Here is a 26,753-nt window from a genome sequence, read left to right as displayed (position 1 = left end):
GGCTCTCCCCTCGCTGAAGGCTCTCGCTTGGCTGCTGGCTCATGCGTGCTTGAGCCAGGGGCCGATGGCGTCGATGAACTGGCGCACCGCCTTGCCGCGATGACTGTACTGCTGCTTCTGTTCGGGACTAAGCTCGGCACTGGCGCAGTCGGTTTCCGGTACGTAGAACAGCGGATCGTAGCCGAAGCCGTTATGGCCCTGGGGCTCGGTCAGGATGCGGCCTTCCCAACTGCCTTGGCAGATCAGCGGTGTCGGATCTTCGGCATGGCGCATGAATACCAGCACACACTGGAAGCGGGCGCTGCGCCGCTCTTGCGGCACCTGAGCCAGCGCCTGCAACAGCTTGGCGTTGTTCTCGTCGTCGCCGCAGCCTTCGCCGGCGTAGCGCGCCGAGTAGATGCCCGGAGCGCCGTTAAGGGCATCCACCTCCAGGCCGGAGTCGTCGGCCAGCGCCGGCAGACCGGTGATGCGGGCCGCATGGCGGGCCTTGAGGATGGCATTCTCGACAAAGCTCAGGCCGGTTTCCTCGGCGTCATGGACGGCGAAGTCCGACTGCGGCATCACTTCGATCTGCAGGGGCGAGAAGATCTCGCCGAACTCTTTCAGTTTGCCGCGGTTACCGCTGGCCAGGACGATCTTGTCTATCATGTGACTTGGTTAACTCAATCGACGTAAAAACGTTGGTCAAATTCAATGCTGTAGGCCGGCTTGTTCGGGTCCGGCTGCACGCTCAGGGTGATTTTCAGCTGCTCGTCTTCGGTGAAGCGGAAGCCGCCGATATAGTACAGGGCGTTGCCTTCATCGATCTTCTTGAACTCCAGCTGCTGGGCCTGGCCAATCAGGTTGGCAGCCTGGCCGGAGACGATCGCCGTGGTGGCTTTCTTGCTGCCGTCTTCGCCGATCTCAAGCACGGATACATTGACCAGCGCGCGATACTTGCTGCGCACCAGATTATTTTGCTGCGCCACTTCCGGCGTGATGAAGCTGGAGTTGAAGGCGTTGTAGTGGATCTCGTACTGGCCGTCGGACATCATCTGTTCGGCCAGAGTGACTGGGCTGAATACAAGCGCCGCCACTGCCAGCAGGCGGCTCAGGGTTGCAGGATGGAAGCGCATGTTATCCTCCTCGGTATCGGCTGCGTCCTAGCGGGTGATACGGTAGATGGCGATTTCGCCGAGCATGTTCGGCCACAGCTTGATCCACCAGTGATGGCGGTGCTGGTGGTCGACCACGGTGCGTTCCAGAATCTCGATGTTGCGATCGACGCACAGTTGCTCGAAATCCTTGAAGGTGCAGAAGTGGATGTTCGGCGTGTTGTACCAAGTATAGGGCAGAAACTTTGACACCGGCATCTTGCCCCTGAAGGCAAGATAGCCGCGGGCGCGCCAGTGAGCAAAGTTGGGGAAGGTGACGATGCATTCGCGACCGATGCGCAGCATCTCGTCGACGATCAGGTCCGGGCGGTGCATGCTCTGCAGTGCCTGAGTCATGATGACCGTATCGAAGCTGTCATTGCCGATCGAGGCCAGGCCATCGTCGATATCCTTCTCGATCACGCTGACACCCTTTTCGATGCAGGCGGTCAGGTTGTCGTGATCGATCTCCAGGCCATAGCCCTTGACGCCTTTTTCCTGTGTCAGGTGAGCCAGCAATTCACCCTCGCCGCAGCCCAGGTCGAGGACCCGGGAGCCCGGCGCAATCCATTCGTTGATGATCTCAAGATCAGCGCGCATCGTTGGTTCCTCCATTCGGCTGGGACAGGGCATCGGCTATGCGGTTCATGTAGCTGCTGAACACCTCCATGTATCGCGGAATCGGGATCAGGAAGGCGTCGTGTCCCTGGGGCGCATCGATCTCGGCATAGCTGACCGCTTTGCCAGCTGCGACCAGGGCATCGACCAGCTCGCGTGAACGCTCCGGCGAGAAACGCCAGTCGGTGGTGAAGGAGGCGACCAGAAAGTCACACTTGGCCGGGGCCAGTGCTGCCGCCAGGTTGTGGCCTTGCTCCCCGGCCGGGTCGAAGTAGTCCAGTGCCTTGGTCATCAGCAGGTAGGTGTTGGCATCGAACGAAGAGGAAAAACGTTCGCCCTGATACTGCAGGTAGGACTCCACCTCGAACTGGGCATTGAAGTCGAAGCTGAGCTTGCCGTCCTTGAGCTCGCGACCGAATTTTTCGCGCATGCCATCGTCGGACAGGTAGGTGATGTGGCCGACCATGCGGGCCAGCATCAGGCCGGTGCGCGGCACGGTGTCATGCTCGTAGTAATGCCCGGCGTGGAACTCGGGGTCCTTGCTGATCGCCTGGCGTGCGACCTCGTTGAAGGCGATGTTCTGCGCGCTAAGCTTGGCTGCCGATGCGATCACCACGCAATAGCGCAGGCGGTCGGGGTAGCTGATCGACCATTGCAGCGCCTGCATGCCGCCCAGACTGCCGCCGACGACGGCGGCCCACTGGTCGATGCCCAGGTGGTCGGCCAGCAGAGCCTGGCTGTGCACCCAGTCCTGTACCGTCATGATCGGGAAGTCGGGGCCGTAGGGTTTGCCGGTGTCCGGGTTCAGCGTGTTGGGACCGGTGGAGCCGTGACAGCCGCCCAGATTGTTCAGGCTGACCACGAAGAAGCGGTTGGTATCGATCGTCTTGCCGGGGCCGATGGCGGAATCCCACCAACCGGGCTTGCGGTCGTCCGTGCTGTGATAGCCGGCGGCATGATGATGCCCGGACAGGGCATGGCAGATCAGGATGGCGTTGGAACAGTCGGCGTTGAGCTCACCGTAGGTTTCGATCATCAGGTCCCAGCTGTGCAGCGTGCGGCCGCAGCTCAGTTCCAGTGGGTGATCGAAATGGATGCGCTCGGGGCTGACCAGCCCTACGGAGTCATCAGGAATTACAGCAGGCATGGTGGTTCTCACTCTTCAGGATGCGGGAAGTGTCGGCATGGCGCTCAGGCGCCTCGATTCGAGCATCACATGTCGTAGTGCAACACCCGGCAGAGCATCAGAAACCTGGCTGTAAACAACGTCGTGTCCCTTTAGTCCGATGATAGGTCGAGCCCGTCCGGCAGTTTCGCGGGGGCGTGGATGCGCACCCGTTTCTCCCGCCCCAGCTCGCCGCTGATAATGCTGACATCGCGTTTGGCGACGCCGAAGGTCTTGGCCAGAAACTTGACCAGTGCCGCATTGGCACGCCCTTCGATCGGCGGTGCCGCAATGCGGATCTTAACACTGTCTCCGTGCAGCCCGGAAATTTCATCCCGGGATGCCTTGGGCTGCAGATGGCAGCGCAGGATCAGATCCTCATCCTGCCAGTTGTACCAGGGGGCGTTCATGTCAGAGGATAATGAAGGCTTTGAGGTAACTCTGCACGATCTGGATCAGCAGGAATATCAGGATCGGTGACAGGTCCAGTCCGCCGATCGGCGGGATCACCCGCCGTGCCAGCGCAAACAGCGGCTCACTCAGCTGCAGCAGCAGTTGTGGTGCCGGGTGGTAGCTGTCCGGTGCGATCCAGCTGATGATCACGGCGCCCAGCGTGGCCCAGAAGTAGATGGTCAACAGGGTATTGAGTACACCGGTCAATGAGAAGATCAACAGGTGCAACGGATTGATCGACCCGCCCGCAGCCGCAAACACTGGTGAAAACTGAATCAGCAGTATGATGGCGATCGCCTTGACCACCAGAGCCACGATCAGTGTGGCGAAGTCAAAACGCCCTCTGGGGCGCAGTACGCGCTGCAGCGGGCCGACAATCGGTTGCGTGATACGCACCACGGATTGCGAGATAGGGTTGTAGTAGTCAGCTTGAGAAAGTTGCAGCGCAAAGCGCATCAGCAGCAGGAAGGAGAAGATGCCTCCCACCAGGCTGACAATAAGGGTAATCGGGTCCTGTCCCATGATCGGTCCTGTTTGGCAGATGAATCGTCAGTCTTTGCAGAGCTCTTCAGCCATCTCGACGGCACGGTCGCGACAGGCGGTCATTGCCTGCTCTACGATCGCTTCCAGCCCCTGGGCCTGGAAGGTCTTGATGGCCTGTTCCGTGGTGCCCTTGGGCGAGGTGACGCGGCGGCGCAGTTCGGCTGCATCCACATCGCTGCTGCTGGCCATGCGAGCGGCACCCAGCGCGGTCTGCAGCGTCAGGTCTCGCGCGGTGGGCTCGCTCAGGCCCAGCTTGACGCCGGCAGCGGTCATCGCCTCCATCATCAGGAAATAATAGGCCGGTCCAGACCCTGAAACGGCGGTCACGGCATCCAGCTCGGCTTCGTTCTGCACCCAAAGGGCGATGCCGACGGCCTGCATCACCTGAGTCGCCTGATCGCGCTGGAGATCAGAAACGCGTGCATTGGCAAACAGGCCACTGGCGCCGGTCTGCACCAGTGCCGGGGTGTTGGGCATGCAGCGTACCACGGCGGCGTTGCCGCCCAGCCAGCGTTCCAGCGCATCCAGGCTGATACCGGCAGCGATGGAGACAAACAGCGGCTGGTGTTGCTGCGCGGCGGCTGCCAGGTCGGCGGCCACGGCCTGCATGATCTGTGGTTTCACGGCCAGTACCACCAGGTCGGCCGCGGCGACGGCGGCGGTGTTGTCAGTGGTGGTGTTCAGGCCCTGAGCGGCCAGATCTTCCAGACGGGCAGACTCGGGCTCCGCGGCCCAGATGTTCTGCGGCGCGAAACCGTTTTCAAGCAGGCCGCCGATGATGGCACGGGCCATGTTGCCGGCACCGATAAAAGCGACTACGGGTTGTTGGCTCACGAATCTACTCCTGTGGTTCAAACATTGGTTGTGGCACTGGTATCGGCACCGGGGTTTGCCTCTGAGTTGGTCCCTGCGCTGTTATAGTTGCGCGGGCCGAACAGGGCGGTTCCGACTCGTACCAGTGTCGAGCCTTCCGCGATGGCGGCTTCAAGGTCGCCGGACATACCCATCGACAGGGTGTCCAGCTGTGGCAGTTCAGCCTGCAAGGCTTCCATCAGCGTCCGCACGCGAGCGAAAGTGGCGCGCTGGCGGGCCGGGTCGGTTTCGGCTTCCGGAATGGCCATCAGGCCGCGCAGGCGCAGCCTGGGCAGAGCGGCTACGGCCCGGGCCAGCTCGGGCAATTCCTCGGGGGTACAGCCGGACTTGCTGGCCTCGTCGCTGATGTTGACCTGCAGACAGAGGTTCAGCGGCGGCAGTTCGTCCGGGCGCTGCTCGGACAGGCGGCGGGCGATCTTGAGTCGGTCGACACTGTGCACCCAGTCGAACTGTTCGGCGATGGCACGCGTCTTGTTGGACTGGATCGGGCCGATGAAGTGCCACTCCAGAGGCAGGTCCTGCAGTGCCGCAATCTTGTCCAGCGCCTCCTGCAGATAGTTCTCGCCAAAGGCAGTCTGGCCGCAGGCATGCAATTGACGGATCTCGTCGGCGCCGCGGGTCTTGCTGACGGCCAGCAGCTGCACACTCTCGGGCGCGCGCTGGCCGCTCTGGCAGGCGCTCAGGATCTGCTGACGAACACTGTCATACTTGTCTGCTAACATAATCACCCATGAATACTGACGGCTGTCATTGGCACGTTATGCCTATTCTGCTAGAACAATAAAGTTTAATGGAAGCTGCTCCGGATCTCGACTGCTTATGGATATTACCGAACTTTTATCATTCTCCGTGCAACAGGGTGCCTCCGACTTGCACCTGACCGCCGGCATGCCGCCCATGATCCGTGTTGACGGCGATGTGCGGCGTATCAAACTTCCTGCACTGGACCACAAACAGGTGCACACGCTTGTCTATGACATCATGAACGACAAGCAGCGCAAGGATTATGAAGAGCATTTCGAAGCAGACTTCTCGTTCGAAGTGCCCAACCTGGCGCGTTTCCGTGTCAACGCCTTCAACCAGCACCGCGGCGCGGCAGCGGTATTCCGTACCGTGCCGAGCAAGGTGCTGACCATGGAAGACCTGGATATGGGCAAGGTGTTCAGGGACCTGTCCGAGCAGGCGCGCGGTCTGGTGCTGGTGACCGGCCCGACCGGCTCCGGTAAGAGTACCACCCTGGCGGCGATGATCGATTACGTCAACGAGACGCGTTCCGACCATATCCTCACCATTGAGGACCCGATCGAATTCGTCCACGAAAGCAAGAAATGTTTGATCAACCAGCGTGAGGTGCACCGCGATACCCTCAGCTTCTCCAATGCCCTGCGTTCGGCGCTGCGTGAGGACCCGGACGTGATTCTGGTGGGCGAGATGCGAGATCTGGAAACCATCCGCCTGGCGCTGACCGCCGCTGAAACCGGCCATTTGGTGTTCGGCACCCTGCACACCACCTCAGCCGCCAAGACCATCGACCGTATCATCGATGTTTTCCCGGCGGCCGAGAAGGACATGGTGCGCTCCATGCTGTCCGAATCCCTGCAGGGGGTGATCTCCCAGACTCTGCTGAAGCGGGTAAAAGGTGGTCGCGTTGCCGCACACGAGATCATGATCGGGACGCCGGCGGTGCGTAACCTGATCCGCGAGGACAAGGTGGCGCAGATGTACTCGGCGATCCAGACCGGTGCTGCCTACGGCATGAAAACACTGGATCAGTCGCTGACCGAGCTGATGCAGAAGGGTATCATCTCCAAGGAACTGGCCCGCGAGAAAGCGAAGAACCCCGCCGCCTTCTAAGGCAGGCATACACAGGAGTAAATAGTGGACTTTACCCAGCTTTTGAAAGTGATGGTGGATCGGGGGGCTTCTGACCTGTTCGTGACTGCCGGGGCGGCCCCCTCGATCAAGGTGGACGGTACCATTCGTCCCCTGACCAAGGAAACGCTTAAGCCGAGTCAGACCCGTGCACTGGTCTACAGCACCATGAACGACAAGCAGTTGGCCGAGTTTGAAGGTACCAGCGAGTGCAACTTCGCTATCAGTGCACCGGGCATTGGCCGTTTTCGTGTCAGTGCCTTCATGCAACGCAATACGCCGGGCATGGTGCTGCGCTCAATCAACGGCCATATCCCGAGCATGGCGGAGCTCAAGCTGCCGGACGTACTGCGTGACCTGGCAATGACCAAACGCGGCCTGATCCTGTTCGTGGGTGGTACTTCCACCGGTAAGTCGACCTCGCTGGCATCGATGATCGACTATCGCAACGAGAACCATGCCGGTCATATCATCACCGTTGAAGACCCGATCGAATACGTTCACAACCACAAGAAGAGCATCATCACCCAGCGTGAGGTGGGTATCGATACCGAATCCTTCGAAGTGGCATTGAAAAACACCCTGCGTCAGGCGCCAGATGTGATCCTGATGGGTGAGATTCGCTCGGCCGAGACGATGAAGTACGCGCTGGCGTTTGCCGAAACCGGTCACCTCTGTCTGGCGACGCTGCACGCCAACAACGCCAACCAGGCGCTGGATCGCATCATCTCCTTCTTCGGTCCCGAACATCACGACCAGGTGTGGATGGACATGTCGCTCAACCTCAAGGCAATTGTGGCCCAGCAGCTGTTGCCGACGGTGGATGGCAAGGGGCGTCGTGCCGCCATCGAGGTGATGATCAATACGCCGCTGATCCAGGACCATGTGCGCAAGGGCGAAGTGCATGAGATCAAGGAAGTGATCAAGAAATCCACCAACCTGGGCATGCAGACCTTCGACCAGGCACTGTTCGCCCTCTACCGCGATGGCGTGATCACCTACGAGGTGGCGTTGGCCCATGCGGATTCTGCCAACGACCTGCGCCTGATGATCAAGCTGGATGAAGAAACCAGCAAAAAGGCGGATGCACAGGAGTCGGATATGCCGAGCTTCACCCTGCAGGACGAGGACGACAACCTCAATCTGGGCGGCGAACTCGACGTCAAGGGGATGTAAGGCTTCGGCTGAGGTCGGACATGAAAAAAGGGCGGCCCCGTGAGGGAGCCGCCCTTTTTTATGCGCTCGCCAACGCTCAGCGGCGGAACACGATGCGTCCGTCCATCAGCGTGGCGTTGACGCGTCCTTTCAGGGTTTGTCCCAGGAAGGGCGTGTTCTTGCCGGCGGATCTCAGGCTGTCTTCGGTCAGTTCCCATTCGAGGCTGGGGTCGAAGATGCAGATATCGGCCTGGGAGCCGATCGCCAGAGTACCGGCTTCAATGCCCAGAATACGTGCCGGCGCGGCGGTCAGGGTTTCGATCAGCTGCGGCAGTTCCAGCAGTTGCTGTTCCACCAGCGACAGACTCAGTGGCAGCAGGGTCTCCAGGCCGGTCATGCCCGGCTCGGTGGCCGCAAAGGGCGCCTGCTTGGCGATGGGGTCGTGCGGCTGGTGGTCGGAGCAGATCGCGGCAATGGTGCCGGTCACCAGGCCCTGACGCAGGCCGGCACGGTCCAGCTGGCTGCGCAATGGCGGCTGTAGGTGGTAGGCGGAATTGAAGCCGTTGACGCTTTCGTCGGTCAGCAGCAGGTGCTGGATCGCCACGTCAGCGGTGACATCCAGGCCGCGTTCGCGGGCGGCTTCAATCATCCGGACCGAGCGCTCGCAGGACAATTGGCCGAAGTGGGCGCGCACGCCGGTCTGCTCGACCAGCAGTAGGCAGCGGGAGACCTCAATGGTTTCTGCCGCTTCTGGAATGCCGTTCAGGCCCAGACGGGTCGAGGTGGTATCGTCGTGCATGCAGCCGTTGGCCGCCAGGGCGTTGTCCTGGGCCTGGAACACCACCAGCAGATCGTGGGTGGCAGCATATTCCAGGCAGCGCAGCAGCGTCTGGCTGCTGGCGATAGCGTTGCGCATGTTGGTGAAGGCGATGCAGCCGGAGCTGGCCAGGCCGTGCAGCGGCGCCAGTTGTTCCCCTTCCAGGCCGCGGGTCAGCGCCCCCATCGGCAGCACGCGGGCGAAGCCGAGGTCGGCAGCACGATCCTGAATCAGTTCGGCCACGGCGGCGGTTTCCACGATCGGCTGGGTATCGGGCGTTACCACCAGTGTCGTGATGCCACCGGCGGCGGCCGCGACGGTTTCGCTGGCGATGGTGCCTTTCTGGGTGAAGCCCGGCTCGCGCAGGTTGGTGCACAGATCTATCAGGCCGGGACAGACCACCTGGCCGCTGGCATCGATCACCTCATCGGCAACGAAGCCTTCGGGGGTCTGGCCCAGTGCCACGATTTCGCCGTTCTGCACATAGAGGTCGGCCACTTCATCCCACTGCTGGGTCGGGTCGATGACGCGACCGCCGGAAATCAAAATGTTCATGCCTGCTCCTCCTGACCGATCTCGCCGCGCTGTGACAACTGCCCGCCCATCGCCTTGGACATCACCGCCATGCGCACGGCGATGCCGTTGGTGACCTGGTCGAGAATCAGTGAACGCGGGCCATCGGCTACCTCGGACTCAATCTCGACGCCACGGTTGATCGGACCCGGGTGCATCACCACCGCATCAGGCTTGGCGTAGGCCAGTTTGTCGCGATTGAGGCCGTAGAGCTTGTAGAACTCGGACTCGCTCGGCAGCAGCGCGCTCTGCATGCGCTCCTTCTGCAGGCGCAGCATCATGATCACGTCGACGTCGCGCAGGCCCGGTGCCATCTCGGTATAGACCTTTACGCCCAGTGCCTCGATATGACGCGGCAGCAGGGTTTTCGGCGCGATGACGCGGATCTCGTCGACGCCCAGAGTGCGCAGCGCGTGGATCTGCGAGCGGGCTACACGGGAGTGCAGGATGTCGCCGACGATGGCCACTTTCAACGGCGCGAAGTCACCCTTGTGGCGGCGGATGGTCAGCATGTCCAGCATCGCCTGGGTCGGGTGTGCGTGACGGCCGTCACCGGCATTGATCACGGCCACGTTCGGTGTGACGTGCTGGGCGATGAAGTGGGCGGCACCGCTGTCGGAGTGACGTACCACGAACATGTCGGAGTGCATCGCTTCCAGCGTCATCAGGGTGTCTTTCAGTGTCTCGCCCTTCTTGGTCGAGGAGGTGTTGATGTTCAGGTTCAGCACGTCCGCGGACAGGCGCTTGGCGGCCAGTTCGAAGGTCGACAGGGTACGGGTGCTGTTCTCGAAGAACAGGTTGGCCACGGTTTTGCCACGCAGCAGCGGGATCTTCTTGACCTGCTGCTGACTCATGTCGACGAAGGAATCGGCGGTGTCGAGGATCTCGATCAGCAGCTCGCGTGGCAGCCCCTCGGTGGTCAGAAAATGGCGCAGCTGGCCGTCGGCGGTCAGCTGTATCGCGTTCGGGTCGTTAGCCTCAAACATGGTGATGTGCTCTTGTCGTTTCAGTCACGCTGACGGATGGTCAGCGTCAGGGGATCGGGGCCGTTGAGTTTGACCAGCTGGTCGGGACCCAGTGCCAGAGTGCCGCCGATGACATCGGCCTGGATCGGCAGCTCACGGCGCTGCAGGTCGAGCAGGGTGATCAGGCTGACCGACGCGGGACGGCCGTAGTCGAACAGCTCGTTCAGCGCCGCGCGAATGGTGCGCCCGCTCATGATCACGTCATCGACCAGCAGAATGTCGCGGCCTTCGGTGGCACAGGGCAACTGGGTCGGCTGAACCCTGGGGTTCATGCCCACCTGGGTGAAGTCGTCGCGGTAGAAGCTGATATCCAGAATGCCCAGCGGACTGGTCAGCTCCAGTTGCCGGTGCAGGCGTTCCGCCAGCCAGACGCCACCGGTGCGGATGCCGATCATCAGCGGGTCGTTGAGGTGGCGCTGGGTGATCAGGGCACGGGTTTCGCCCGCCATCTTGTCGAGCAGTGCATCAACGCTCAGGGTTCCCGAGACCATAAATGTCCTCCAGTCGGGTGTGGCTTGGGATACGATCGGGACTGTTGAACCAGTCCTCGAGAATCAGCTGGGCGGCGATGCCGTCCACCGACTCCTGCTTGAAATTGGTGCCGCCGCCGGCATCCAGGTGGATACGCTTGGCTTCGGCCGTGGTCAGGCGTTCGTCACAGAGGAAACAGGGCAGCTGGTAGCGATCCTGGATGCGGTTGGCGAACTTGCGGGCTCGGCGCGCCATCTCGGAGATGGTGCCGTCCATGTTGAGCGGGATGCCGACGACCAGAACGTCGGGTTGCCACTGCTTGACGGTGGTGTCCAGGGCATCCCAGTCGGGAATGCCGTCGCGGGCCCGGATCGGGTCGATCGGGCTGGCGCTGGCGGTCAGGCTCTGGCCGATCGCCAGGCCGATACGTGTCGTGCCGAAATCGAATCCCAGCACCAGTTGGGTGTCGCTGCTCATCCAGTCGATTCAGTCAGGCATGTCCGGCATGGGCCGGCAACAGGTTCAGGTTGATGCCCAGCGTGGCGGCCGCGGCTTGCAGCCGGTCCTCCAGTGGCAGGTGGAAAAGTATATCCGAATTTGCCGGGCAGCTTAACCAGAGGTTGTCGCGCAGCTCCTGCTCCAGCTGCTCGGGCCCCCAGCCGGCGTAGCCCAGCGCGACCAGGAAGGTCTCAGGGCCTTCGCCACGGGCAATGGCTTCGAGGATATCCAGTGAGGTGGTCAGACAGATCTCGTCATTGATGGCGTGGGAGGAAAGCCATTCCCGATCCGGGGTGTGGGTGTGCAGCACGAAGCCGCGGTCGTCACGCACCGGGCCGCCGTTGAAAATCGGGCGCTCGGACTCCAGTCCGGTGTGATTTTCCAGTTCCAGATGGCTGAGCAGATCACACATGCGGATACCGCTGGGGCGGTTGACCATGATACCCATGGCGCCGTACTCGTTGTGGTCACAGATGTAGACCACGGTTTGGGCGAAGGTGTCATCCAGCAGGTGCGGCATCGAGATCAGGAAGTGGTCACGAAGTGAGGTGAAAGGCATGGGCAAACTCTCTTCGCCGTCGGATTGTAGTTTAGGCTTAGTACACCCGCGTCTGTTTCTCAAATTTCCAGGTGCGAATGATCTCCAAACGGTCCACGTGCTTGCGCATCTCCACCGGGAAACTCTGGAAGGGCGAGGCCAGTTGGACGATGCGAATGGCGGCGTCATCCAGTATCCGGTAGCCGGATGAGGCGAGGATTTCGATATTGACCACCTGGCCATCCGGGTTCAGCGCCACCAGCAGTCGCAGGGTGCCTTGCAGCCCTTGGCGGCGGGCCTGTTCGGGATAGTTCAGGTTGCCCACGGTCTCGACCCGGCGACGCCAGTTATCCAGATAGCCGGCATACTTGTGGGCACGGGTTTCGGCGGAGGTCAGGCGCAGCACGCGCGGCTTTTTCGCCCGCTCCTCGCGGATCAGGTCCAGTTGGGCCTGTAGGCTGGCCATCTCCAGGCTGCGTGCCATCAGCGAGGTGGAGTTGACCGTTGGTTGAGGTGCCGGGGCCGCGGCCTGCTTGTCAGGTTCGGCCGGGGTGCTGCGACGTGCATCCGGGGTCTGGCGTGTGATTTCGGTGCGCTCGGGGCGGGCTTTCTTGCTCTGCTGCTCGCTTTGCTGGCCGGTGCCGGGTTCTGCTGCCGGTGTGGGCTTGGCTGCGGGTGCTGCAGGTGTTTGCTGTGCCGCCTGCTGATGAGACTCGGTGCTGGCCAGCGGGGCTACTTCGGTGGTGGAGGGCGTGGCGGCCGTATCGGCACTGCCGCTGCCGCGTTGATTGTGTTGGGCGATGAAGTCAGCCTGGTCCGGCTCTTCCTTTTGCGGATACTGGGCCAGGGTGACGTCCAGCGTATGCTGCGGCGGCTCCACGTCCGGCAGGTTGAAGCTCAGTGCAAGCAGCAGGACGCCGTGAACCAGAGTGGCGATGAACAGCATGAAGCCGAAGCTGTCCCTGTTCAGGTGATGCCAGAGTGGTAAACGGTCGTCCATGGTGCTCATTCTGCTGCCAGCTTCCCTTCAATGCAGTCCATCAGTTGCATGCCGATGTCGAGGTTAAACTGGTTATCCAGTTCGCGGATACAGGTCGGGCTGGTGACGTTGATTTCGGTCAGGTAATCACCGATCACATCCAGGCCGACGAACAGCAGGCCCTTTTCCTTCAGCGTCGGGCCGACCTGTTCCGCAATCCAGCGGTCGCGGTTGCTCAGCGGGCGACCTTCGCCACGACCGCCTGCGGCCAGGTTGCCACGGGTTTCACCGGCCATGGGGATGCGAGCCAAGGCGTAGGGCACCGGCTCGCCGTCGATCATCAGGATCCGCTTGTCGCCGTCCTTGATCTCGGGAATGTACTTCTGTGCCATGATGGTCTGGGTGCCGTGTGCGGTCAGGGTCTCGATGATCACGCCCAGGTTGGTGCCGTCCTCGCGGATATGGAAGATCGAGGAGCCGCCCATGCCGTCCAGCGGCTTGAAGATGACGTTCTTGTGTTCGGCGTGGAACTGGCGCAGCAGGTCTTCACGACGGGTGACCATTACCGGCGGGCAGCATTGCGGGAAGTGGGTGGCGAACAGCTTTTCGTTGAAATCGCGCAGACTGCCGGTGCGATTGACGATCAGCGTGCCCTGAGCTTCCGCCATCGCCAGCAGGTGGGTGCTGTAGATGAACTCGTTGTCGAACGGCGGGTCCTTGCGCATCAGGATGACATCCAGCTCGGCCAGGTCGCGAATGACATAATCGCCGCGCTCGAACCAGTTGTCCGGGTCCATGGCGACCTTCAGCGGTGCCATCTGCGCCTTGACCACACCGTCACGCAGGAACAGGTGCTGCTGCTCCATGTAGTGCAGTTCCCAGCCCTTGCGCTGGGCGGCCCAGAGCATTGCCAGGGAGCTGTCTTTCTTGTAGCTGATGGCCTCGATGGGGTCCATCACGATACCGACTTTGACTGTCATCACGAGTGTCCTGTGCTGAATTCGTTAAGGGTTATCCCAGATCGCCCCAGAGGTACTGCAGGATGGCGCAGGCGGCCACGGGTGCGGTTTCGGTGCGCATCACCCGGGGGCCGAAGGCGACCGGCTGGAAACCGGCGGCCAGGGCGGCGTCGACTTCGGCTTCGGTGAGGCCGCCTTCGGGGCCGATCAGCAGGGCGACGGAAGCCGGGGCCTCCATCGACTGCAGCGGTTGTGCGGTGTGGTGGTGCAGCACCAGCTTGAGCTCGGCGTCCACGTGCTGGATCCACTGCTCCAGCGGGCTGACGTCAAGGATTTCGGGCACCCGGGTGCGCAAGCTTTGTTCGCAGGCGCTGATCGCGACCTGTTGCCAGTGGCGCAGGCGCTTGTCCTCGCGGTCGGCCTTGAGGCGCACTTCGCAGCGTTCGCTGGTCAGCGGCGTGATGTGGGTCACGCCCATTTCGGTGGCTTTCTGCACCGCGTAGTCCATGCGCTCGCCGCGCGACAGGGTCTGGCCGATATGGACCTGCAGGCCGGATTCGACGGCGGGATGGGCGACCTCGGTGATCTGCGCGCTGGCGCGACGCTTGTCGACACCGGTGAGTTCGGCGGTGTATTCCGCTCCATCGCCATTGAACAGACGGATCAGATCGCCATCGTGCAGGCGCAGGGCGCGCACGACATGCTGAATGCTGGTGTCGGACAGTTCGATCAGCGCGCCGGCTGACAGCGGCTGGGATTCATAGACGCGGGGTATGCGCATGAGCGTCCTGTTGGTTGGATAAACAAGCCGCTATTATGTCGTATGGACTGCCGGGGATGCCAGTGAAGCGAGCAGTGATCGCGTGGCGGTGGGGGATATGGGTGAAGGTTGTTGGTGGTCAGAGACAGATCGCTTGCGAGGCAAGCTCCTACAGCAGTCACATCAGCATGCTGCAGGAGCGCGCCTCGCGCGCGATACGCGAGGACCTGGGGTTGTTACAGGCCTGCAGCGTCCTTCAGGGCGTCAGCCTTGTCGGTCATTTCCCAGGGGAAGGCCATGAAGGTGTCGTTGCCCACGGTCATCTCGAACGGGTTGCGACCGAAGTGGCCATACGCCGCTGTCTGGCGGTACATCGGGTGCAGCAGGTCGAGCATGCGGGTGATCGCGTACGGACGCAGATCGAAGTGCTCGCGCACCAGTTCGATGATCTTGTCATCGCTGATCTTGCCAGTGCCGAAGGTGTTGATCGATACCGAGGTCGGCTCGGCCACGCCGATGGCGTAGGACACCTGGATCTCGACACGGTCGGCCAGGCCGGCAGCGACGATGTTCTTCGCTACGTAACGACCGGCGTAAGCGGCGGAACGGTCTACCTTGGACGGGTCCTTACCGGAGAAGGCGCCGCCACCGTGACGAGCCATGCCGCCGTAAGTATCAACGATGATCTTGCGGCCGGTCAGACCACAGTCGCCCACCGGGCCGCCGATCACGAACTTGCCGGTCGGGTTGATGTGGTACTGGGTGCCCTTGTGCAGCAGTTCAGCCGGCAGCACGTGCTTGATGATCAGCTCCTGTACCGCTTCCTGCAGGTCCGCCTGGGAGACGTCCGGGTTGTGCTGTGTAGACAGAACCACCGCGTCGATCGCCACCGGCTGGCCGTTTTCGTAACGGCAGGTCACCTGGGACTTGGCATCGGGACGCAGCCAGGGCAGCAGGCCGGACTTGCGTGCTTCCGCCTGACGCTCCACCAGACGGTGGGAGAAGGTGATCGGCGCCGGCATCAGTACGTCGGTTTCGTTGGACGCGTAGCCGAACATCAGGCCCTGGTCGCCTGCGCCCTGATCTTCAGGACGGCTGCGATCAACGCCCTGGGCGATGTCGACGGACTGCTTGCCGATGATGTTGATTACACCACAGGTTTCGCCGTCGTAGCCGACATCGGAAGAGGTGTAGCCGATGTCGCAGATCACGCCACGGACCAGCTCTTCCAGATCGATCCAGGCCGAGGTGCTGATTTCACCCGAAACGATCGCCACGCCGGTCTTGACCATGGTTTCACAGGCAACACGGGCATACTTGTCTTCTGCGATGATCGCGTCCAGTACGGCATCGGAGATCTGGTCGGCAATCTTGTCCGGATGTCCCTCGGACACGGACTCGGAGGTGAACAGGCTGTATTCGCTCATTCCGGGAAAAATCCTCACACAGGGTCAGGCTCGGCCATTACGCATCAGGAGCGGGCCGGGCTGAAGGTTTAGATAGTGTTGTCTAAAACCGGTTATTTTAACGCCAGCCTGTGCTCCTTGCATAACGCCGAATGGCTTTTTGCTTGAAAATTTTGCGTATTGCACATGAAAAACGCTCTATTTGCGTTTTTGGATTTGAAGCCGGTCGCCATCTGGGTGAAAATTGCCCCCTTAATTTCCCGAATCCGTAAACCTCAGGTTGGGTCCAGCCCCAGGAGTAGATTGATGTCCTCTCGCCGAGAACTTGCCAATGCCATCCGCGCATTGAGCATGGACGCCGTACAGAAAGCCAAATCCGGTCACCCGGGTGCCCCCATGGGCATGGCGGATATTGCCGAAGTGTTGTGGAACGACTTCATGAAACACAACCCCGGCAACCCGCACTGGTATGACCGTGACCGCTTTGTGCTGTCCAACGGCCATGGTTCCATGCTGATCTACTCCCTGCTGCACCTGACCGGTTACGACGTCAACATCGATGACCTGAAAAACTTCCGTCAGCTGCACAGCAAAACCGCTGGTCACCCGGAATACAGCTACTGCCCGGGTGTTGAAACCACCACCGGCCCGCTGGGCCAGGGCATCACCAATGCGGTGGGCATGGCGGTTGCCGAGAAGGCGCTGGCGGCACAGTTCAACCGCGAAGGTCACGACATCGTCGATCACTACACCTACGCCTTCATGGGCGACGGCTGCCTGATGGAAGGTATCTCTCACGAAGCCTGTGCGCTGGCCGGTACCCTGGGGCTGGGCAAGCTGATTGCATTCTGGGATGACAACGGCATCTCCATCGACGGTGAAGTGGAAGGCTGGTTCACCGACGATACTCCGGCTCGCTTCGAGGCTTACGGCTGGCAGGTGATCCGTGGCATCGACGGTCATGACAGCGACCAGATTCGTGAAGCGATCGAGCAGGCGCGCGACAACAGCGAGCAGCCGACCCTGATCTGCTGCAAGACCGTGATCGGTTTCGGTTCTCCGAACAAGCAGGGCAAGGAAGATTGCCACGGCGCGCCGCTGGGCGACGACGAGATCGCACTGACCCGCGATGCGCTGCAGTGGGCGCACCCGGCGTTCGAAGTACCGGAAGAGCTGTACGCTGACTGGGACGCCCGTGAAGCCGGTGCCCACGCCGAGAACGAGTGGAATGAACGTCTGAGCGCTTACACTGCGGCCTACCCTGAACTGGCGGAAGAACTGCTGCGTCGTCTGTCTGGCGAACTGCCGGATGACTTCGGTGAGAAAGCGGATGCCTGGATTGCTCAGGTGGCCGAGAAGGGCGACACCATCGCCTCCCGTAAAGCCTCTCAGAACGCCATCGAAGCCTTCGGTCCGATGCTGCCGGAATTCATGGGCGGCTCCGCTGACCTGGCCGGTTCCAACCTGACCCTGTGGTCCGGCTCCAAGGGTCTGACCCGCGACGACGCCAGCGGCAACTACATCCACTACGGTGTACGCGAGTTCGGCATGAGCGCGATCATGAACGGTATCGCCCTGCACGGCGGCTTCATCCCGTACGGTGCGACCTTCCTGGTGTTCATGGAATATGCCCGTAACGCGGTACGCATGGCGGCTCTGATGAAGCAGCGCGCGCTGTTCGTCTACACTCACGACTCCATCGGTCTGGGCGAAGACGGCCCGACCCACCAGCCGGTTGAGCAGATCGCCAACCTGCGTCTGACGCCGAACATGGAAACCTGGCGTCCGTGTGATGCGGTGGAATCCGGTGTCGCCTGGAAAGCTGCCGTACAGCGTAACGACGGTCCGAGCTCGCTGATCTTCTCCCGTCAGGGCCTGCCGCATCAGAACCGCGATACCGACCAGATCGCTGCGATCGAGCGCGGTGGTTACATCCTGCGCGATTGTGCCGGTACCCCGGATGCGATCCTGATCGCCACCGGTTCCGAAGTATCGTTGGCGGTTGAAGCGGCTGAAGCGCTGACCGCCAAGGGCAAGCAGGTACGCGTGGTGTCCATGCCCTGTACCGAGCGTTTCGACAAGCAGGATGCGGCTTACAAGGAGCAGGTTCTGCCGGCAGCGGTCACCGCACGTGTTGCCGTGGAAGCGGCTCACGCTGACTTCTGGTACAAGTACGTCGGCCTGAACGGTGCCATCGTTGGCATGCGCAGCTTCGGTGAATCGGCACCGGCCGGTGAGCTGTTCAAGCTGTTCGGCTTCACCGTCGACAACGTTGTCAGCACGGTTGAAGGCCTGCTGTAACAGCCTGCCAGACAATCAGCCGGGCACCTCGTGTGCCCGGTGGTATATTTCTGAATGAGTTATCGAATCGCGATTAACGGCTATGGCCGTATCGGGCAAGGTGTATTGCGTGCCATCTACCAGCGCGGACTGGAGTCCGAGCTGCAGGTGGTCGCCATCAACGAGCTGTCGGACCTGGATACGCTCACCTACCTGACCCGCTATGACACGACCCATGGTCGTTTTCCCAAGCCCGTGGATAACGACGGCGAAGCCCTGCTGATCAACGGAGACCGTATCCGTGTGCTGAGCCAGGCAGAGCCTGAGCAGATCCCCTGGGGTGAGCTGGGTGTGGATCTGGTACTGGAATGCTCCGGTGCGTTCAAGACCCGCGCCGATGCCGAGCGGCATCTGGCCAGCGGCGCGCAGCGGCTGCTCTATTCGCACCCGGCGCAGCCCGATATCGATGCGACTCTGATCTTCGGTTACAACGAAGACAGCCTCAGGGCTGAACACCGCATCGCCTCGGCCGCCTCCTGTACCACCAACTGCGTGGTGCCGGTGCTGGATCTGCTGGATCGCCATTTCGGCATTGATAGTGGCGTCACCACCACGATCCACTCGGCGATGAACGATCAGCCGGTGATCGACAGCTATCACCGCAGCGATCTGCGTCTGGCGCGCAGTGCCATGCAGTCGATCGTGCCGGTGGATACCGGGTTGAGCAAGGGGATCGACCGTCTGCTGCCGCACCTGGCCGGGCGCTTCGAGTGCCTGCATGTCCGGGTGCCGACGATCAACGTTTCGCTAATGGATCTGTCGGTTAATCTGCAGCAGGATACCGACCCGGCTGAAGTTAACGCCATGTTGCGGGCGGCGGCGAACAACGAGCTGGCCGGGCTGCTGGGCTATACCGAAGAGCCGCATGCGTCGGTGGACTTCAATACCGACCCCCGTTCGGCGGTGGTGGACGGTACCCAGACCCGGGTGTCCCGGGGGCGGCTGCTGAAGCTGCTGTGCTGGTTCGACAATGAATGGGCCTTTGCCAACCGGATGCTGGATATCTCCCGGTACTGGCTGCGCCTCAATGACTGAATAACAGACTCAAACAAGAAACAGGAATCCCTCTGATGAGCGTTTTGAAGATGACTGATCTGGATCTGGCCGGTAAGCGCGTGCTGATCCGTGAAGATCTCAATGTCCCGGTCAAGGATGGTCAGGTGACCTCCGACGCCCGTATCCGTGCTTCCCTGCCGACCATCGAAGTGGCACTGAAAGCCGGCGCCAAGGTAATGGTGATGTCTCACCTGGGGCGTCCGACTGAAGGCGAATACGAAGAGAAATACTCGCTGGCACCGGTCGCCGAGCACATCAGCAAACTGCTGCAGCGCCCGGTTCCGCTGGTCAAGGACTGGCTGGACGGCGGCTTCGACGTGGCAGAGGGTGAGCTGGTTCTGCTGGAAAACGTTCGCTTCAACGCGGGCGAGAAGAAAGACAACGAAGAACTGTCCCAGAAGATGGCCGCGCTGTGTGACGTCTACGTGATGGATGCCTTCGGCACCGCCCACCGCGCCCAGGCGTCGACCCACGGTGTTGCCCGTTTCGCACCGGTGGCCTGTGCAGGCCCTCTGCTGGCGAACGAGCTGGATGCGCTGGCCAAGGCGCTGGATAACCCGGCGCGCCCGATGGCGGCGATCGTCGGTGGCTCCAAGGTTTCCACTAAACTGGAAGTGCTCAATGCCCTGTCCGAGAAGTGCGACCAGCTGATCGTCGGTGGCGGCATCGCCAACACCTTCCTGGCCGCTGCCGGCAAGCCGGTGGGCAAGTCCCTGTGCGAACACGACCTGATTCCGGCGGCCAAGGCGCTGATGGAAAAGGTTGATATTCCGCTGCCGGTGGATGTTGTTGTCGCCAAGGAATTCGCCGAGACCGCGGAAGCGGTGATCAAGTCTGCTGACGATGTGGCCGAAGACGAGATGATCCTGGATATCGGTCCTGAGTCTGCCAAGAACCTGGCCGGTCTGCTGACCAGCGCCGGTACCATCATCTGGAACGGTCCGGTCGGTGTATTCGAGTTCGATCAGTTTGGTGAAGGCACCAAGGCCCTGTCGCTGGCGATCGCCGACAGCGCCGGTTTCTCCATCGCCGGTGGTGGTGACACCCTGGCCGCGGTGGATAAATACGACATCGCTGATAAGATCTCCTACATCTCCACCGGCGGCGGCGCCTTCCTGGAGTTCGTGGAAGGCAAGGTACTGCCGGCCGTTGCGGTTCTGGAAGAACGTGCAGCCAAGTAAGATTTTTGATTAACCAATTCAAAGGGTGAAACCATGGCTTTGATCTCCATGCGTCAGCTGCTGGACCATGCCGCCGAATATGGCTACGGCATTCCGGCGTTCAACGTCAACAACCTGGAGCAGATGCGTGCGATCATGGAAGCGGCGGCCAAGACCGACTCGCCGGTGATCGTTCAGGCCTCTGCCGGTGCGCGCAAGTACGCGGGCTCCAACTTCCTGCGTCACATGATTCTGGCCGCGATCGAAGAGTTTCCGGATGTGCCGGTGTGCATGCACCAGGACCACGGTACCAGCCCGGCTGTGTGTCAGCGCTCCATCGCCATGGGTTTCTCCTCCGTAATGATGGATGGTTCCCTGGGTGAAGACGGCAAGACCCCGGCCAGCTATGAATACAACGTCGACGTAACCCGTCGTACCGTTGAAATGGCGCACGCTTGCGGTGTGTCCGTAGAAGGCGAGCTGGGCTGCCTGGGTTCCCTGGAAACCGGTCAGGCCGGTGAAGAGGATGGTATCGGTGCCGAGGGTATCCTGACCCACGACCAGATGCTGACCGACCCGGACGAAGCGGCTGACTTCGTCAAGGCCACCAACGTGGATGCCCTGGCGATCGCCTGTGGTACCTCTCACGGTGCCTACAAGTTCACCAAGCCGCCGACAGGTGACATCCTGGCGATCGATCGCATCAAGGCGATCCACGATCGCATCCCGGGTACCCATCTGGTAATGCACGGTTCCTCTTCTGTGCCTCAGGAGTGGCTGGCCGTGATCAACCAGTTCGGTGGTGAGATCCCGGAAACTTACGGTGTGCCGGTTGAGCAGATCGTTGAAGGCATCAAGTACGGTGTGCGTAAGGTCAACATCGATACCGACCTGCGTCTGGCGTCTACCGGTGCCGTACGTCGTTTCCTGGCGGAAAACCCGTCCGAGTTCGACCCGCGCAAATTCCTCAAGGCCACCATGCAGGCGATGAGCGAAATCTGCATCGCCCGTTATGAAGCCTTCGGTACCGCCGGCCATGCCAGCAAGATCAAGGCGATCTCGCTGGAAGACATGTCCGAGCGTTACATGACCGGTGAGCTGGACGCCAAGATCAACTGATCGAGCGTTTCATATCCGAAAACCCGGCACAGGCCCACCCGGCCCGTGCCGGGTTTTTTTTGCCTATTACATGGGTCTTTCCAAATGTCGCCGTTTAAAGACCATGTAAGTTGTTGATTTTTATTAATTGAAAAAATGAATGCAGGATGAATCAGGCGAATGGCGACACTTTTTTGCTCCTTTCCTTGGCCGCTCAGGCCTTAACCCGCGATGAGCCAAAAAAATTGTTTTTAACATTCTGTTTTTAATCAGTATTTTTATTTTTGGCACGGCGTTTGATTGGGTATGGCAGCTGTCATAGAAAGGAGTAAGCAGTATGGTACGTCTTACATTGGTATTGACCGTTATGCTGGCGGTGATCGGGTTGCCGGAAGCCCTGAAACCGCTATTGTTCAAGAGTGAACCGCGTCTGGTGATCCTGACCACGGATGAAGAGCCCCATGTGCTCAATCCCAGTGCGCGTGCCCATGTGATCGCGCCATTGACCGTTCAGCAGTCGGAGGTGTTGCTGCCGGCGGAGGAGCTCGACGGGCCGCAACTGAGCCAGCTGCAGCCCTATGCCGAAGCGTTGATCACCGACACTCAAAGTTGAGGAGGTCTTCACCATGACGGGTACCAGAGCGGGTATCGCCATTTTGACATTGTCGTTGGCGCTCAGTGGCTGCGGCACCATCATGCACCCCGAACGCAAGGGGCAGGTCAGTGGCCGCATTGACCCCGGCGTAGCCGTACTGGACGGGCTGGGGCTGCTGTTCTTCTTCGTACCGGGCGTGATCGCCTTCGCCGTGGATTTCAGCAACGGCACGATCTACCTGCCCGGCGGGCATCGCGCGGACGCCGGCAGCCCGGACGAGAGCCGGCAGATCAGTTTTGAAGGTCGACCGAACCGGGAGCAGCTGGAACAGTTGCTGCAGCAGGCCGGTCTCGAGGTGGAGCTGGATCAGGCGCTGGTACTGACACCTGACCAGTATCTGGCGCTGAACAGGCCTGATCAGCATGGGGGGACGACCGCACCGCTGATCCTCTAAACGGCAGTGTCGCCAAAGGGCAGACAGGGTATTCTAGGCTGCTTTCGCAGCTGCAAGGATTTCCCCCATGCCCTACCTGATTGCGGTCACCCTGCTGTGGGCCGTTTCGTTCAGCCTGATCGGCGAATACCTGGCCGGGCAGGTCGACAGCTATTTTGCCGTGCTGACCCGCGTGCTACTGGCCGGTGCCCTTTTTCTGCCGTTGCTGCGTCCTGCGCGGTTGCCGACCGGCTTGATGATCGGTATCACGGGGGTGGGGGCATTGCAGTTTGGCCTGACCTACATCTGCCTCTATCTTTCCTTCGAATTCCTCAGCGTGCCCGAGGTACTGCTGTTTACCATCTTCACGCCGCTGTACGTGGCGCTGATCGACAATGCCCTGCAGCGCCGTTTCAGCCTGGCGCCATTGGTGTCGACGCTGGTGGCGGTGATCGGTGCCGCCATCATTCGCTACCAGCAGGTCAGCGACGACTTCATCCGCGGTTTTCTGCTGCTGCAACTGGCCAATCTGGCGTTTGCAGCCGGTCAGGTCGGTTATGCCCACCTGAACCGGCACTATGAACACCGCGGACGTCAGGCTTGGCACAGCTTCGGCTTCTTCTTCATCGGGGCCTTCCTGCTGGTGCTGCCGGCCTGGCTGCTGCTGGGCAACCCGGACAAGCTGCCTCAGACCGGGCTGCACTGGGGCGTACTGGCCTGGCTGGGTCTGGTGGCCTCGGGGCTGGGGTTCTTTTTCTGGAACCGCGGCGCCACCCAGGTGGATGCAGGCACACTGGGCATCATGAACAATGCACTAATCCCGGCGGGACTGGTGGTCAATTTGCTGATCTGGAACCGGGAGGCAGACCTGACACGGCTGCTGATCGGCGGGGCCGTGATTCTGGCCTCGATCTGGCTCAATGCAGCCTGGCAGCGCTGGTTCAAAGCAGGCGCTCGATGGGCATGATCCAATTGCCATTGAATCGCCTATAGCTTGGTTGAGGCTCTTGAACAGGAGGTTAGGATGGAACGTTGGCACAACAGCTGTCGCAGCGGGTTGAAACTGTCCGAACTGATCAGCGCGCTGTCCCATGCGCTCGACATGACGGAAGGCCAGCCGCCGGGTCACTGCATGCGTTGTTGCTGGATCGGTATGCGGCTGGCGGATCAGCTTGAACTGGATGCCGCTGCCCGCTGGGAGCTTTATTACACCCTGCTGCTCAAGGATCTTGGCTGCAGCAGTAATGCCGCCCGGATCTGTGAGCTTTACGGCACCGACGACCTGAGTTTCAAGCGCGACTTCAAATGGGTCAACGGTAGTCTGGGGCAGGTGGTGCGCTTTCTGTTGAAGCACACTGGCAGGGACCAGGGTATCGCTGAAAGCTTTAGGCGGCTGCTGAATATTGTGCGTGACGGCGATGCGCTGGCGACCGAGCTGATTCAGACCCGGTGTGAGCGCGGTGCCAGGATTGCACGGGAGCTGGGGTTCAATGAAGCCGTAGCGGCCGGTATTCACAGCCTCGACGAACACTGGTGTGGCAGCGGTCGTCCTCAGGGGCTGGTCGCAGCAGAGATTCCTCTCTATTCCCGTATCGCCCTGCTGGCGCAGGTGGTGGATGTCTTTCATACCGCTGCCGGTCCGGAAGCAGCGCTGGCCGAGGCACGTGAACGCAGCGGACGCTGGTTTGATCCGGTGCTGGTTGAAGCGCTGGAGTGCGTTGCAGAAGATTCCGCGTTCTGGCGTACCCTGGCCAGTGATGAGCTGATGCAGCGCGTACTGGAGTTGCCTGCGGCAGAGCATGAGTGGGCGATCGACGATGATTGTCTGGATCGTATCGCGGCAGCCTTTGGCCAGGTGGTCGATGCCAAGAGCCCCTATACGGCGGGGCACAGTGAACGTGTCGCGCTATACACCGACTTGATTGCCGAGCAATTGGGGCTGCCGGCTGCGCGGCGACGTTGGTTGCGGCGAGCGGCCCTGTTGCACGACATCGGCAAGCTGGGCGTCAGCAATAGTATTCTGGACAAGCCGGGCAAGCTGGATGATGAGGAGTGGCAGCAGGTACAGAACCATGCTCGCTTCACGGAAGAGATATTGTCACGTATCGGCGCGTTTGATGAGCTGGCTCAGGTCGCGGGCGCTCATCATGAGAGGCTGGATGGCAAGGGCTATCCACGTGGGCTCAGGGATGAACAAATCTCATTGGAGACCCGAATCATCACCACGGCGGATATCTTCGATGCAATCACGGCCGAAAGGCCCTACAGGGGCGCGATACCGGTTCACCGGGCGCTGGAGATGATGGCTGAAAGTCTGCATGCCGCGATTGATGAACGCTGCTATGAAGCGCTGCAGCAGGTGTTGGTCAAAGTGGAGGTTTATACAGAGGCAGGGGTGCTGGAGACAGTCGACTGAAGGGGCGAAATACGCGATTCCGCCCCAGCGTCTACTCAGTGTACCAGTGCTGAAGCGCCGGCCAGCGGGCGGCGGGGCTTGATCATGCGGACGATGCCGCTCACCAGTGACTTGATGCCGTTCATGATGAATTCAGCGCGCTCGCGGCGAGCCTGTTCAACATAGTAATCCACGTCTACCAGACCATTCTGTGTCATTACCATGCGATTGAAGTCGGACATTTTAGAGTAGTGCTCCTTATTGGGCAGTTAATTTACAGGGCTAATACTAAGGTCTAAAAAGACAGGCGACAAAGGATAGATTTTCAGGCTATAGTTGAAAAAAACTAAACAGTCACAGGAGTGCCGGTCATCCGTCGTCTTCCGCCACTTAATGCCCTGCGCAGCTTCGAGTCTGCCGCCCGCCACCAGAGCTTCAACGAGGCCGCTGAAGAGCTCTGCGTCACGCCTTCGGCGATCAGTCATCAGGTCAAGTCACTTGAGGAATTCTTGGGCTTGAAGCTGTTTCGACGTGAGCGTCGCCAGGTCAGCCTGACGGCGGCCGGTGAGCGCTACCTGCCGTCTATCCAGCTGGCGCTGGACGAGGTGGAGAGCGCGACTCGCCGGCTGATGACCTCGCCGAATCTCAGTGCCGTCAACATCAGTGTCGCGCCGGCGTTTCTCAGTCGCTGGTTGGTGCCGCGTATCTCCCGCTTCCAGGAGCAGTATCCCGATGTGGAGCTGAGATTCAGCGCCACCACTGGCTATGTCGACTTCGAGCACTCGGATACTGACATGGCGGTCTATTACGGTGAAGGTGACTGGAAGGGGGTGGATATCCACTTCCTGCGCCACCTGGTGTCGACCCCGGTGTGCAATCCGGCACTGATGGAAAAGGGATTGAAGGAGCCCGGTGATCTGCTGAACACGACGCTGATTCACGTCACTGGGCGGCGTCAGGAATGGCAGCAGATACTGAACCAGTTGGGCGTGCGGGCCACCGGTCTGACACGCACCATGTCCTTCTCCAGTACCGCGCTGGCGGTATCAGCGGCGATCGAGGGCATTGGCGTGGCATTGGCGGATCGGGCGCTGGTACAGCGCGAGCTGGATTCGGGGCAGCTGGTGGTGCCGTTCGATATCACCCTGGACAAGCCCAAGGGGTTTTACCTGGTGTATCAGGAGAAGCGTCAGCTGACCTACGGCATGGAGGCGTTCCGGGACTGGATGCTGCAGGAAATGCAGCAGGACCAGCTCTGAGGCGTGAGGCGGCAGCGAAGCCGCCTCGGATAACTCGGGTCAGTTTTATTCGTCGATGTACTGCTTGAACTCTTTCATGGTCAGCATCCACCAGTCGACGGTGTCGTCAAAGTTGTCGCGGCTGACGCCGTACTTCAGGTTGACGATCAGCTCGATGTTGGGATCACCGTCCTCGTCCAGATAAGCCTTGCCGTAGCGCTTGGTCTTGTTCCACTCGTTGAGCCGCCGCATGGATACGTCATAGCCGGACCAGGCGGCGGAGAACTGGACGTCATTACAATTACGGTTGTTGTCGCAACCGTAGAAGTAGATGCCGTACTTGCTGCCGTCGATGCGTCCGGTGATCAGTGGATCACCATAGTCGTCCTTTTCCAGAGTCGCGGAGCCGAACCCCCGTACCAGCTGGACGAGTGTTTCCGGGTTGGTGGCGTCAACCAGGGGTTCTGCCTGTACGTTGGCTACACTCAGGCCTGCTGCGAGCAGCATTGTCGGTATCGCTTTCATCAGTCGCTCCATGTGTTGATGTCTAACGCCATTATTGCGCATGCGGCGATGACAGGATACCCCGATTGGGTCCAT

The 26,753-nt window shown here is 60.8% G+C and carries 30 protein-coding genes; 11 read left to right on the top strand and 19 right to left on the bottom strand.

Going from position 1 to position 26,753, the window contains the following annotated elements:
* Positions 1-39: 39 nt before the first annotated feature.
* The 8 genes from ABD013_RS14030 to ABD013_RS13995 form a co-directional block, all read right to left on the bottom strand.
* Positions 40-648, bottom strand: coding sequence for an XTP/dITP diphosphatase (locus ABD013_RS14030; RefSeq protein ID WP_343807085.1), 609 nt, complete (start codon positions 646-648; stop codon positions 40-42).
* Between the two features lie 14 nt (positions 649-662).
* Positions 663-1,115: a DUF4426 domain-containing protein gene (locus ABD013_RS14025; RefSeq protein WP_343807082.1), complete on the bottom strand. Its 453-nt coding sequence runs from the start codon at positions 1,113-1,115 to the stop codon at positions 663-665.
* Positions 1,116-1,142: 27 nt separating this feature from the next.
* Positions 1,143-1,733: a methionine biosynthesis protein MetW gene (metW, locus tag ABD013_RS14020; RefSeq protein WP_343807080.1), complete on the bottom strand. Its 591-nt coding sequence runs from the start codon at positions 1,731-1,733 to the stop codon at positions 1,143-1,145.
* Positions 1,723-2,898 carry a homoserine O-succinyltransferase MetX gene (gene metX, locus ABD013_RS14015; protein WP_343807078.1) on the bottom strand — a complete coding sequence of 392 codons (1,176 nt, stop codon included), beginning with the start codon at positions 2,896-2,898 and terminating at the stop codon, positions 1,723-1,725. Before metX ends, metW begins: the two co-directional genes overlap by 11 nt.
* A gap of 131 nt (positions 2,899-3,029) precedes the next feature.
* Positions 3,030-3,326, bottom strand: coding sequence for a DUF167 domain-containing protein (locus ABD013_RS14010; protein ID WP_343807075.1), 297 nt, complete (start codon positions 3,324-3,326; stop codon positions 3,030-3,032).
* Position 3,327: 1 nt separating this feature from the next.
* Positions 3,328-3,891 (bottom strand): YggT family protein, encoded by a 564-nt coding sequence (locus ABD013_RS14005; protein ID WP_343807072.1) that lies wholly within the window; start codon positions 3,889-3,891, stop codon positions 3,328-3,330.
* 27 nt (positions 3,892-3,918) lie between these two features.
* Positions 3,919-4,746: a pyrroline-5-carboxylate reductase gene (gene proC / locus ABD013_RS14000; protein WP_343807069.1), complete on the bottom strand. Its 828-nt coding sequence runs from the start codon at positions 4,744-4,746 to the stop codon at positions 3,919-3,921.
* A gap of 17 nt (positions 4,747-4,763) precedes the next feature.
* Entirely contained in the window at positions 4,764-5,507 is a 744-nt protein-coding gene (locus tag ABD013_RS13995; RefSeq protein ID WP_343807066.1) for a YggS family pyridoxal phosphate-dependent enzyme, read from the bottom strand.
* A 97-nt stretch (positions 5,508-5,604) separates the two neighbouring features.
* Between ABD013_RS13995 and ABD013_RS13990 the strand changes: the two genes are divergently transcribed.
* Both ABD013_RS13990 and ABD013_RS13985 read left to right on the top strand, forming a co-directional pair.
* Positions 5,605-6,639 carry a type IV pilus twitching motility protein PilT gene (locus ABD013_RS13990; RefSeq protein ID WP_343807064.1) on the top strand — a complete coding sequence of 345 codons (1,035 nt, stop codon included), beginning with the start codon at positions 5,605-5,607 and terminating at the stop codon, positions 6,637-6,639.
* 24 nt (positions 6,640-6,663) lie between these two features.
* The gene (locus ABD013_RS13985) at positions 6,664-7,833 is read left to right on the top strand and encodes a PilT/PilU family type 4a pilus ATPase (RefSeq protein WP_343807061.1); all 1,170 of its coding nucleotides are present in this window, start codon (positions 6,664-6,666) and stop codon (positions 7,831-7,833) included.
* A 76-nt stretch (positions 7,834-7,909) separates the two neighbouring features.
* Here ABD013_RS13985 and ABD013_RS13980 read toward each other — a convergent pair whose 3' ends face one another.
* The 9 genes from ABD013_RS13980 to metK all read right to left on the bottom strand — a co-directional run bounded on the left by ABD013_RS13980 (position 7,910) and on the right by metK (position 15,859).
* Positions 7,910-9,184: a dihydroorotase gene (locus tag ABD013_RS13980; RefSeq protein WP_343807059.1), complete on the bottom strand. Its 1,275-nt coding sequence runs from the start codon at positions 9,182-9,184 to the stop codon at positions 7,910-7,912.
* Complete coding sequence (locus tag ABD013_RS13975; protein WP_343807056.1) at positions 9,181-10,188, bottom strand: aspartate carbamoyltransferase catalytic subunit; 1,008 nt, start codon at positions 10,186-10,188, stop codon at positions 9,181-9,183. The genes ABD013_RS13980 and ABD013_RS13975 overlap by 4 nt, the downstream gene beginning before the upstream one ends.
* A 20-nt stretch (positions 10,189-10,208) precedes the next feature.
* On the bottom strand, positions 10,209-10,718 hold the full coding sequence (gene pyrR, locus ABD013_RS13970) for a bifunctional pyr operon transcriptional regulator/uracil phosphoribosyltransferase PyrR (protein ID WP_343807053.1): 510 nt from the start codon (positions 10,716-10,718) through the stop codon (positions 10,209-10,211).
* Complete coding sequence (gene ruvX / locus ABD013_RS13965; RefSeq protein ID WP_343807050.1) at positions 10,693-11,175, bottom strand: Holliday junction resolvase RuvX; 483 nt, start codon at positions 11,173-11,175, stop codon at positions 10,693-10,695. The genes pyrR and ruvX overlap by 26 nt, the downstream gene beginning before the upstream one ends.
* A 13-nt stretch (positions 11,176-11,188) precedes the next feature.
* Positions 11,189-11,755, bottom strand: a complete 567-nt coding sequence (locus tag ABD013_RS13960) for a YqgE/AlgH family protein (protein ID WP_343807047.1) — start codon at positions 11,753-11,755, stop codon at positions 11,189-11,191.
* Between the two features lie 37 nt (positions 11,756-11,792).
* Positions 11,793-12,743: an energy transducer TonB gene (locus tag ABD013_RS13955; RefSeq protein ID WP_343807044.1), complete on the bottom strand. Its 951-nt coding sequence runs from the start codon at positions 12,741-12,743 to the stop codon at positions 11,793-11,795.
* A complete protein-coding gene (gshB, locus tag ABD013_RS13950; RefSeq protein ID WP_343807041.1) occupies positions 12,740-13,693 on the bottom strand; it encodes a glutathione synthase in 954 nt (317 codons plus the stop codon). The genes ABD013_RS13955 and gshB overlap by 4 nt, the downstream gene beginning before the upstream one ends.
* Before the next feature lie 31 nt (positions 13,694-13,724).
* On the bottom strand, positions 13,725-14,453 hold the full coding sequence (locus tag ABD013_RS13945; RefSeq protein WP_343807038.1) for a 16S rRNA (uracil(1498)-N(3))-methyltransferase: 729 nt from the start codon (positions 14,451-14,453) through the stop codon (positions 13,725-13,727).
* A 215-nt stretch (positions 14,454-14,668) separates the two neighbouring features.
* Positions 14,669-15,859 (bottom strand): methionine adenosyltransferase, encoded by a 1,191-nt coding sequence (gene metK / locus ABD013_RS13940; RefSeq protein WP_343807035.1) that lies wholly within the window; start codon positions 15,857-15,859, stop codon positions 14,669-14,671.
* Positions 15,860-16,144: 285 nt separating this feature from the next.
* Between metK and tkt the strand changes: the two genes are divergently transcribed.
* From tkt to ABD013_RS13900, 8 genes are all read left to right on the top strand, one after another.
* Positions 16,145-18,139 carry a transketolase gene (gene tkt / locus ABD013_RS13935; protein ID WP_343807032.1) on the top strand — a complete coding sequence of 665 codons (1,995 nt, stop codon included), beginning with the start codon at positions 16,145-16,147 and terminating at the stop codon, positions 18,137-18,139.
* A 54-nt stretch (positions 18,140-18,193) separates the two neighbouring features.
* On the top strand, positions 18,194-19,213 hold the full coding sequence (locus ABD013_RS13930; protein WP_343807029.1) for a type I glyceraldehyde-3-phosphate dehydrogenase: 1,020 nt from the start codon (positions 18,194-18,196) through the stop codon (positions 19,211-19,213).
* Between the two features lie 35 nt (positions 19,214-19,248).
* Positions 19,249-20,415 (top strand): phosphoglycerate kinase, encoded by a 1,167-nt coding sequence (locus ABD013_RS13925; protein ID WP_343807026.1) that lies wholly within the window; start codon positions 19,249-19,251, stop codon positions 20,413-20,415.
* A 33-nt stretch (positions 20,416-20,448) separates the two neighbouring features.
* Complete coding sequence (fba, locus tag ABD013_RS13920; RefSeq protein WP_343807022.1) at positions 20,449-21,513, top strand: class II fructose-bisphosphate aldolase; 1,065 nt, start codon at positions 20,449-20,451, stop codon at positions 21,511-21,513.
* 316 nt (positions 21,514-21,829) lie between these two features.
* A complete protein-coding gene (locus ABD013_RS13915) occupies positions 21,830-22,105 on the top strand; it encodes a hypothetical protein (protein WP_343807019.1) in 276 nt (91 codons plus the stop codon).
* A gap of 13 nt (positions 22,106-22,118) precedes the next feature.
* The gene (locus ABD013_RS13910; protein WP_343807017.1) at positions 22,119-22,541 is read left to right on the top strand and encodes a hypothetical protein; all 423 of its coding nucleotides are present in this window, start codon (positions 22,119-22,121) and stop codon (positions 22,539-22,541) included.
* A 67-nt stretch (positions 22,542-22,608) separates the two neighbouring features.
* Complete coding sequence (locus ABD013_RS13905) at positions 22,609-23,487, top strand: EamA family transporter (protein WP_343807014.1); 879 nt, start codon at positions 22,609-22,611, stop codon at positions 23,485-23,487.
* Positions 23,488-23,544: 57 nt separating this feature from the next.
* Entirely contained in the window at positions 23,545-24,936 is a 1,392-nt protein-coding gene (locus ABD013_RS13900) for an HD-GYP domain-containing protein (RefSeq protein WP_343807011.1), read from the top strand.
* Between the two features lie 35 nt (positions 24,937-24,971).
* Here the strand turns inward: ABD013_RS13900 and ABD013_RS13895 are convergent, their stop codons facing one another.
* Positions 24,972-25,157: an RSP_7527 family protein gene (locus tag ABD013_RS13895; RefSeq protein ID WP_343807008.1), complete on the bottom strand. Its 186-nt coding sequence runs from the start codon at positions 25,155-25,157 to the stop codon at positions 24,972-24,974.
* A 120-nt stretch (positions 25,158-25,277) separates the two neighbouring features.
* Between ABD013_RS13895 and gcvA the strand changes: the two genes are divergently transcribed.
* A complete protein-coding gene (gene gcvA / locus ABD013_RS13890) occupies positions 25,278-26,174 on the top strand; it encodes a transcriptional regulator GcvA (RefSeq protein WP_343807005.1) in 897 nt (298 codons plus the stop codon).
* Between the two features lie 45 nt (positions 26,175-26,219).
* On the opposite strand, the gene ABD013_RS13885 is transcribed toward gcvA, so the two are convergent.
* Positions 26,220-26,678: a YbjN domain-containing protein gene (locus ABD013_RS13885; RefSeq protein ID WP_343807002.1), complete on the bottom strand. Its 459-nt coding sequence runs from the start codon at positions 26,676-26,678 to the stop codon at positions 26,220-26,222.
* Between the last annotated feature and the right edge of the window lie 75 nt (positions 26,679-26,753).

It is taken from the genome of Marinobacterium maritimum (assembly GCF_039523155.1).
Classification (GTDB): Bacteria; Pseudomonadota; Gammaproteobacteria; order Pseudomonadales; family Balneatricaceae; genus Marinobacterium; species Marinobacterium maritimum.
The sequence above is the reverse complement of the archived record's forward strand: the minus strand, read 5'-3'. Positions and strand labels throughout refer to the sequence as shown.

Excerpts from the sequence above, each read along its gene's own strand:
- ABD013_RS14030 (WP_343807085.1), bottom strand. The coding sequence starts at position 648 with ATGATAGACAAGATCGTCCTGGCCAGCGGTAACCGCGGCAAACTGAAA.
- ABD013_RS13960 (WP_343807047.1), bottom strand. The coding sequence starts at position 11,755 with ATGCCTTTCACCTCACTTCGTGACCACTTCCTGATCTCGATGCCGCAC.
- ABD013_RS13930 (WP_343807029.1), top strand. The coding sequence starts at position 18,194 with ATGAGTTATCGAATCGCGATTAACGGCTATGGCCGTATCGGGCAAGGT.
- ABD013_RS13915 (WP_343807019.1), top strand. The coding sequence starts at position 21,830 with ATGGTACGTCTTACATTGGTATTGACCGTTATGCTGGCGGTGATCGGG.
- ABD013_RS13945 (WP_343807038.1), bottom strand. The coding sequence starts at position 14,453 with ATGCGCATACCCCGCGTCTATGAATCCCAGCCGCTGTCAGCCGGCGCG.
- ABD013_RS13900 (WP_343807011.1), top strand. The coding sequence starts at position 23,545 with ATGGAACGTTGGCACAACAGCTGTCGCAGCGGGTTGAAACTGTCCGAA.
- ABD013_RS14010 (WP_343807075.1), bottom strand. The coding sequence starts at position 3,326 with ATGAACGCCCCCTGGTACAACTGGCAGGATGAGGATCTGATCCTGCGC.
- metW (WP_343807080.1), bottom strand. The coding sequence starts at position 1,733 with ATGCGCGCTGATCTTGAGATCATCAACGAATGGATTGCGCCGGGCTCC.
- ABD013_RS13990 (WP_343807064.1), top strand. The coding sequence starts at position 5,605 with ATGGATATTACCGAACTTTTATCATTCTCCGTGCAACAGGGTGCCTCC.
- ABD013_RS14025 (WP_343807082.1), bottom strand. The coding sequence starts at position 1,115 with ATGCGCTTCCATCCTGCAACCCTGAGCCGCCTGCTGGCAGTGGCGGCG.
- tkt (WP_343807032.1), top strand. The coding sequence starts at position 16,145 with ATGTCCTCTCGCCGAGAACTTGCCAATGCCATCCGCGCATTGAGCATG.
- ABD013_RS13905 (WP_343807014.1), top strand. The coding sequence starts at position 22,609 with ATGCCCTACCTGATTGCGGTCACCCTGCTGTGGGCCGTTTCGTTCAGC.
- ABD013_RS13980 (WP_343807059.1), bottom strand. The coding sequence starts at position 9,184 with ATGAACATTTTGATTTCCGGCGGTCGCGTCATCGACCCGACCCAGCAG.
- ABD013_RS13910 (WP_343807017.1), top strand. The coding sequence starts at position 22,119 with ATGACGGGTACCAGAGCGGGTATCGCCATTTTGACATTGTCGTTGGCG.
- ABD013_RS13885 (WP_343807002.1), bottom strand. The coding sequence starts at position 26,678 with ATGAAAGCGATACCGACAATGCTGCTCGCAGCAGGCCTGAGTGTAGCC.
- ABD013_RS13895 (WP_343807008.1), bottom strand. The coding sequence starts at position 25,157 with ATGTCCGACTTCAATCGCATGGTAATGACACAGAATGGTCTGGTAGAC.
- metK (WP_343807035.1), bottom strand. The coding sequence starts at position 15,859 with ATGAGCGAATACAGCCTGTTCACCTCCGAGTCCGTGTCCGAGGGACAT.
- metX (WP_343807078.1), bottom strand. The coding sequence starts at position 2,898 with ATGCCTGCTGTAATTCCTGATGACTCCGTAGGGCTGGTCAGCCCCGAG.
- fba (WP_343807022.1), top strand. The coding sequence starts at position 20,449 with ATGGCTTTGATCTCCATGCGTCAGCTGCTGGACCATGCCGCCGAATAT.
- ABD013_RS13995 (WP_343807066.1), bottom strand. The coding sequence starts at position 5,507 with ATGTTAGCAGACAAGTATGACAGTGTTCGTCAGCAGATCCTGAGCGCC.
- ruvX (WP_343807050.1), bottom strand. The coding sequence starts at position 11,175 with ATGAGCAGCGACACCCAACTGGTGCTGGGATTCGATTTCGGCACGACA.
- pyrR (WP_343807053.1), bottom strand. The coding sequence starts at position 10,718 with ATGGTCTCGGGAACCCTGAGCGTTGATGCACTGCTCGACAAGATGGCG.
- ABD013_RS13925 (WP_343807026.1), top strand. The coding sequence starts at position 19,249 with ATGAGCGTTTTGAAGATGACTGATCTGGATCTGGCCGGTAAGCGCGTG.
- ABD013_RS13955 (WP_343807044.1), bottom strand. The coding sequence starts at position 12,743 with ATGAGCACCATGGACGACCGTTTACCACTCTGGCATCACCTGAACAGG.
- gshB (WP_343807041.1), bottom strand. The coding sequence starts at position 13,693 with ATGACAGTCAAAGTCGGTATCGTGATGGACCCCATCGAGGCCATCAGC.
- ABD013_RS14005 (WP_343807072.1), bottom strand. The coding sequence starts at position 3,891 with ATGGGACAGGACCCGATTACCCTTATTGTCAGCCTGGTGGGAGGCATC.
- ABD013_RS13975 (WP_343807056.1), bottom strand. The coding sequence starts at position 10,188 with ATGTTTGAGGCTAACGACCCGAACGCGATACAGCTGACCGCCGACGGC.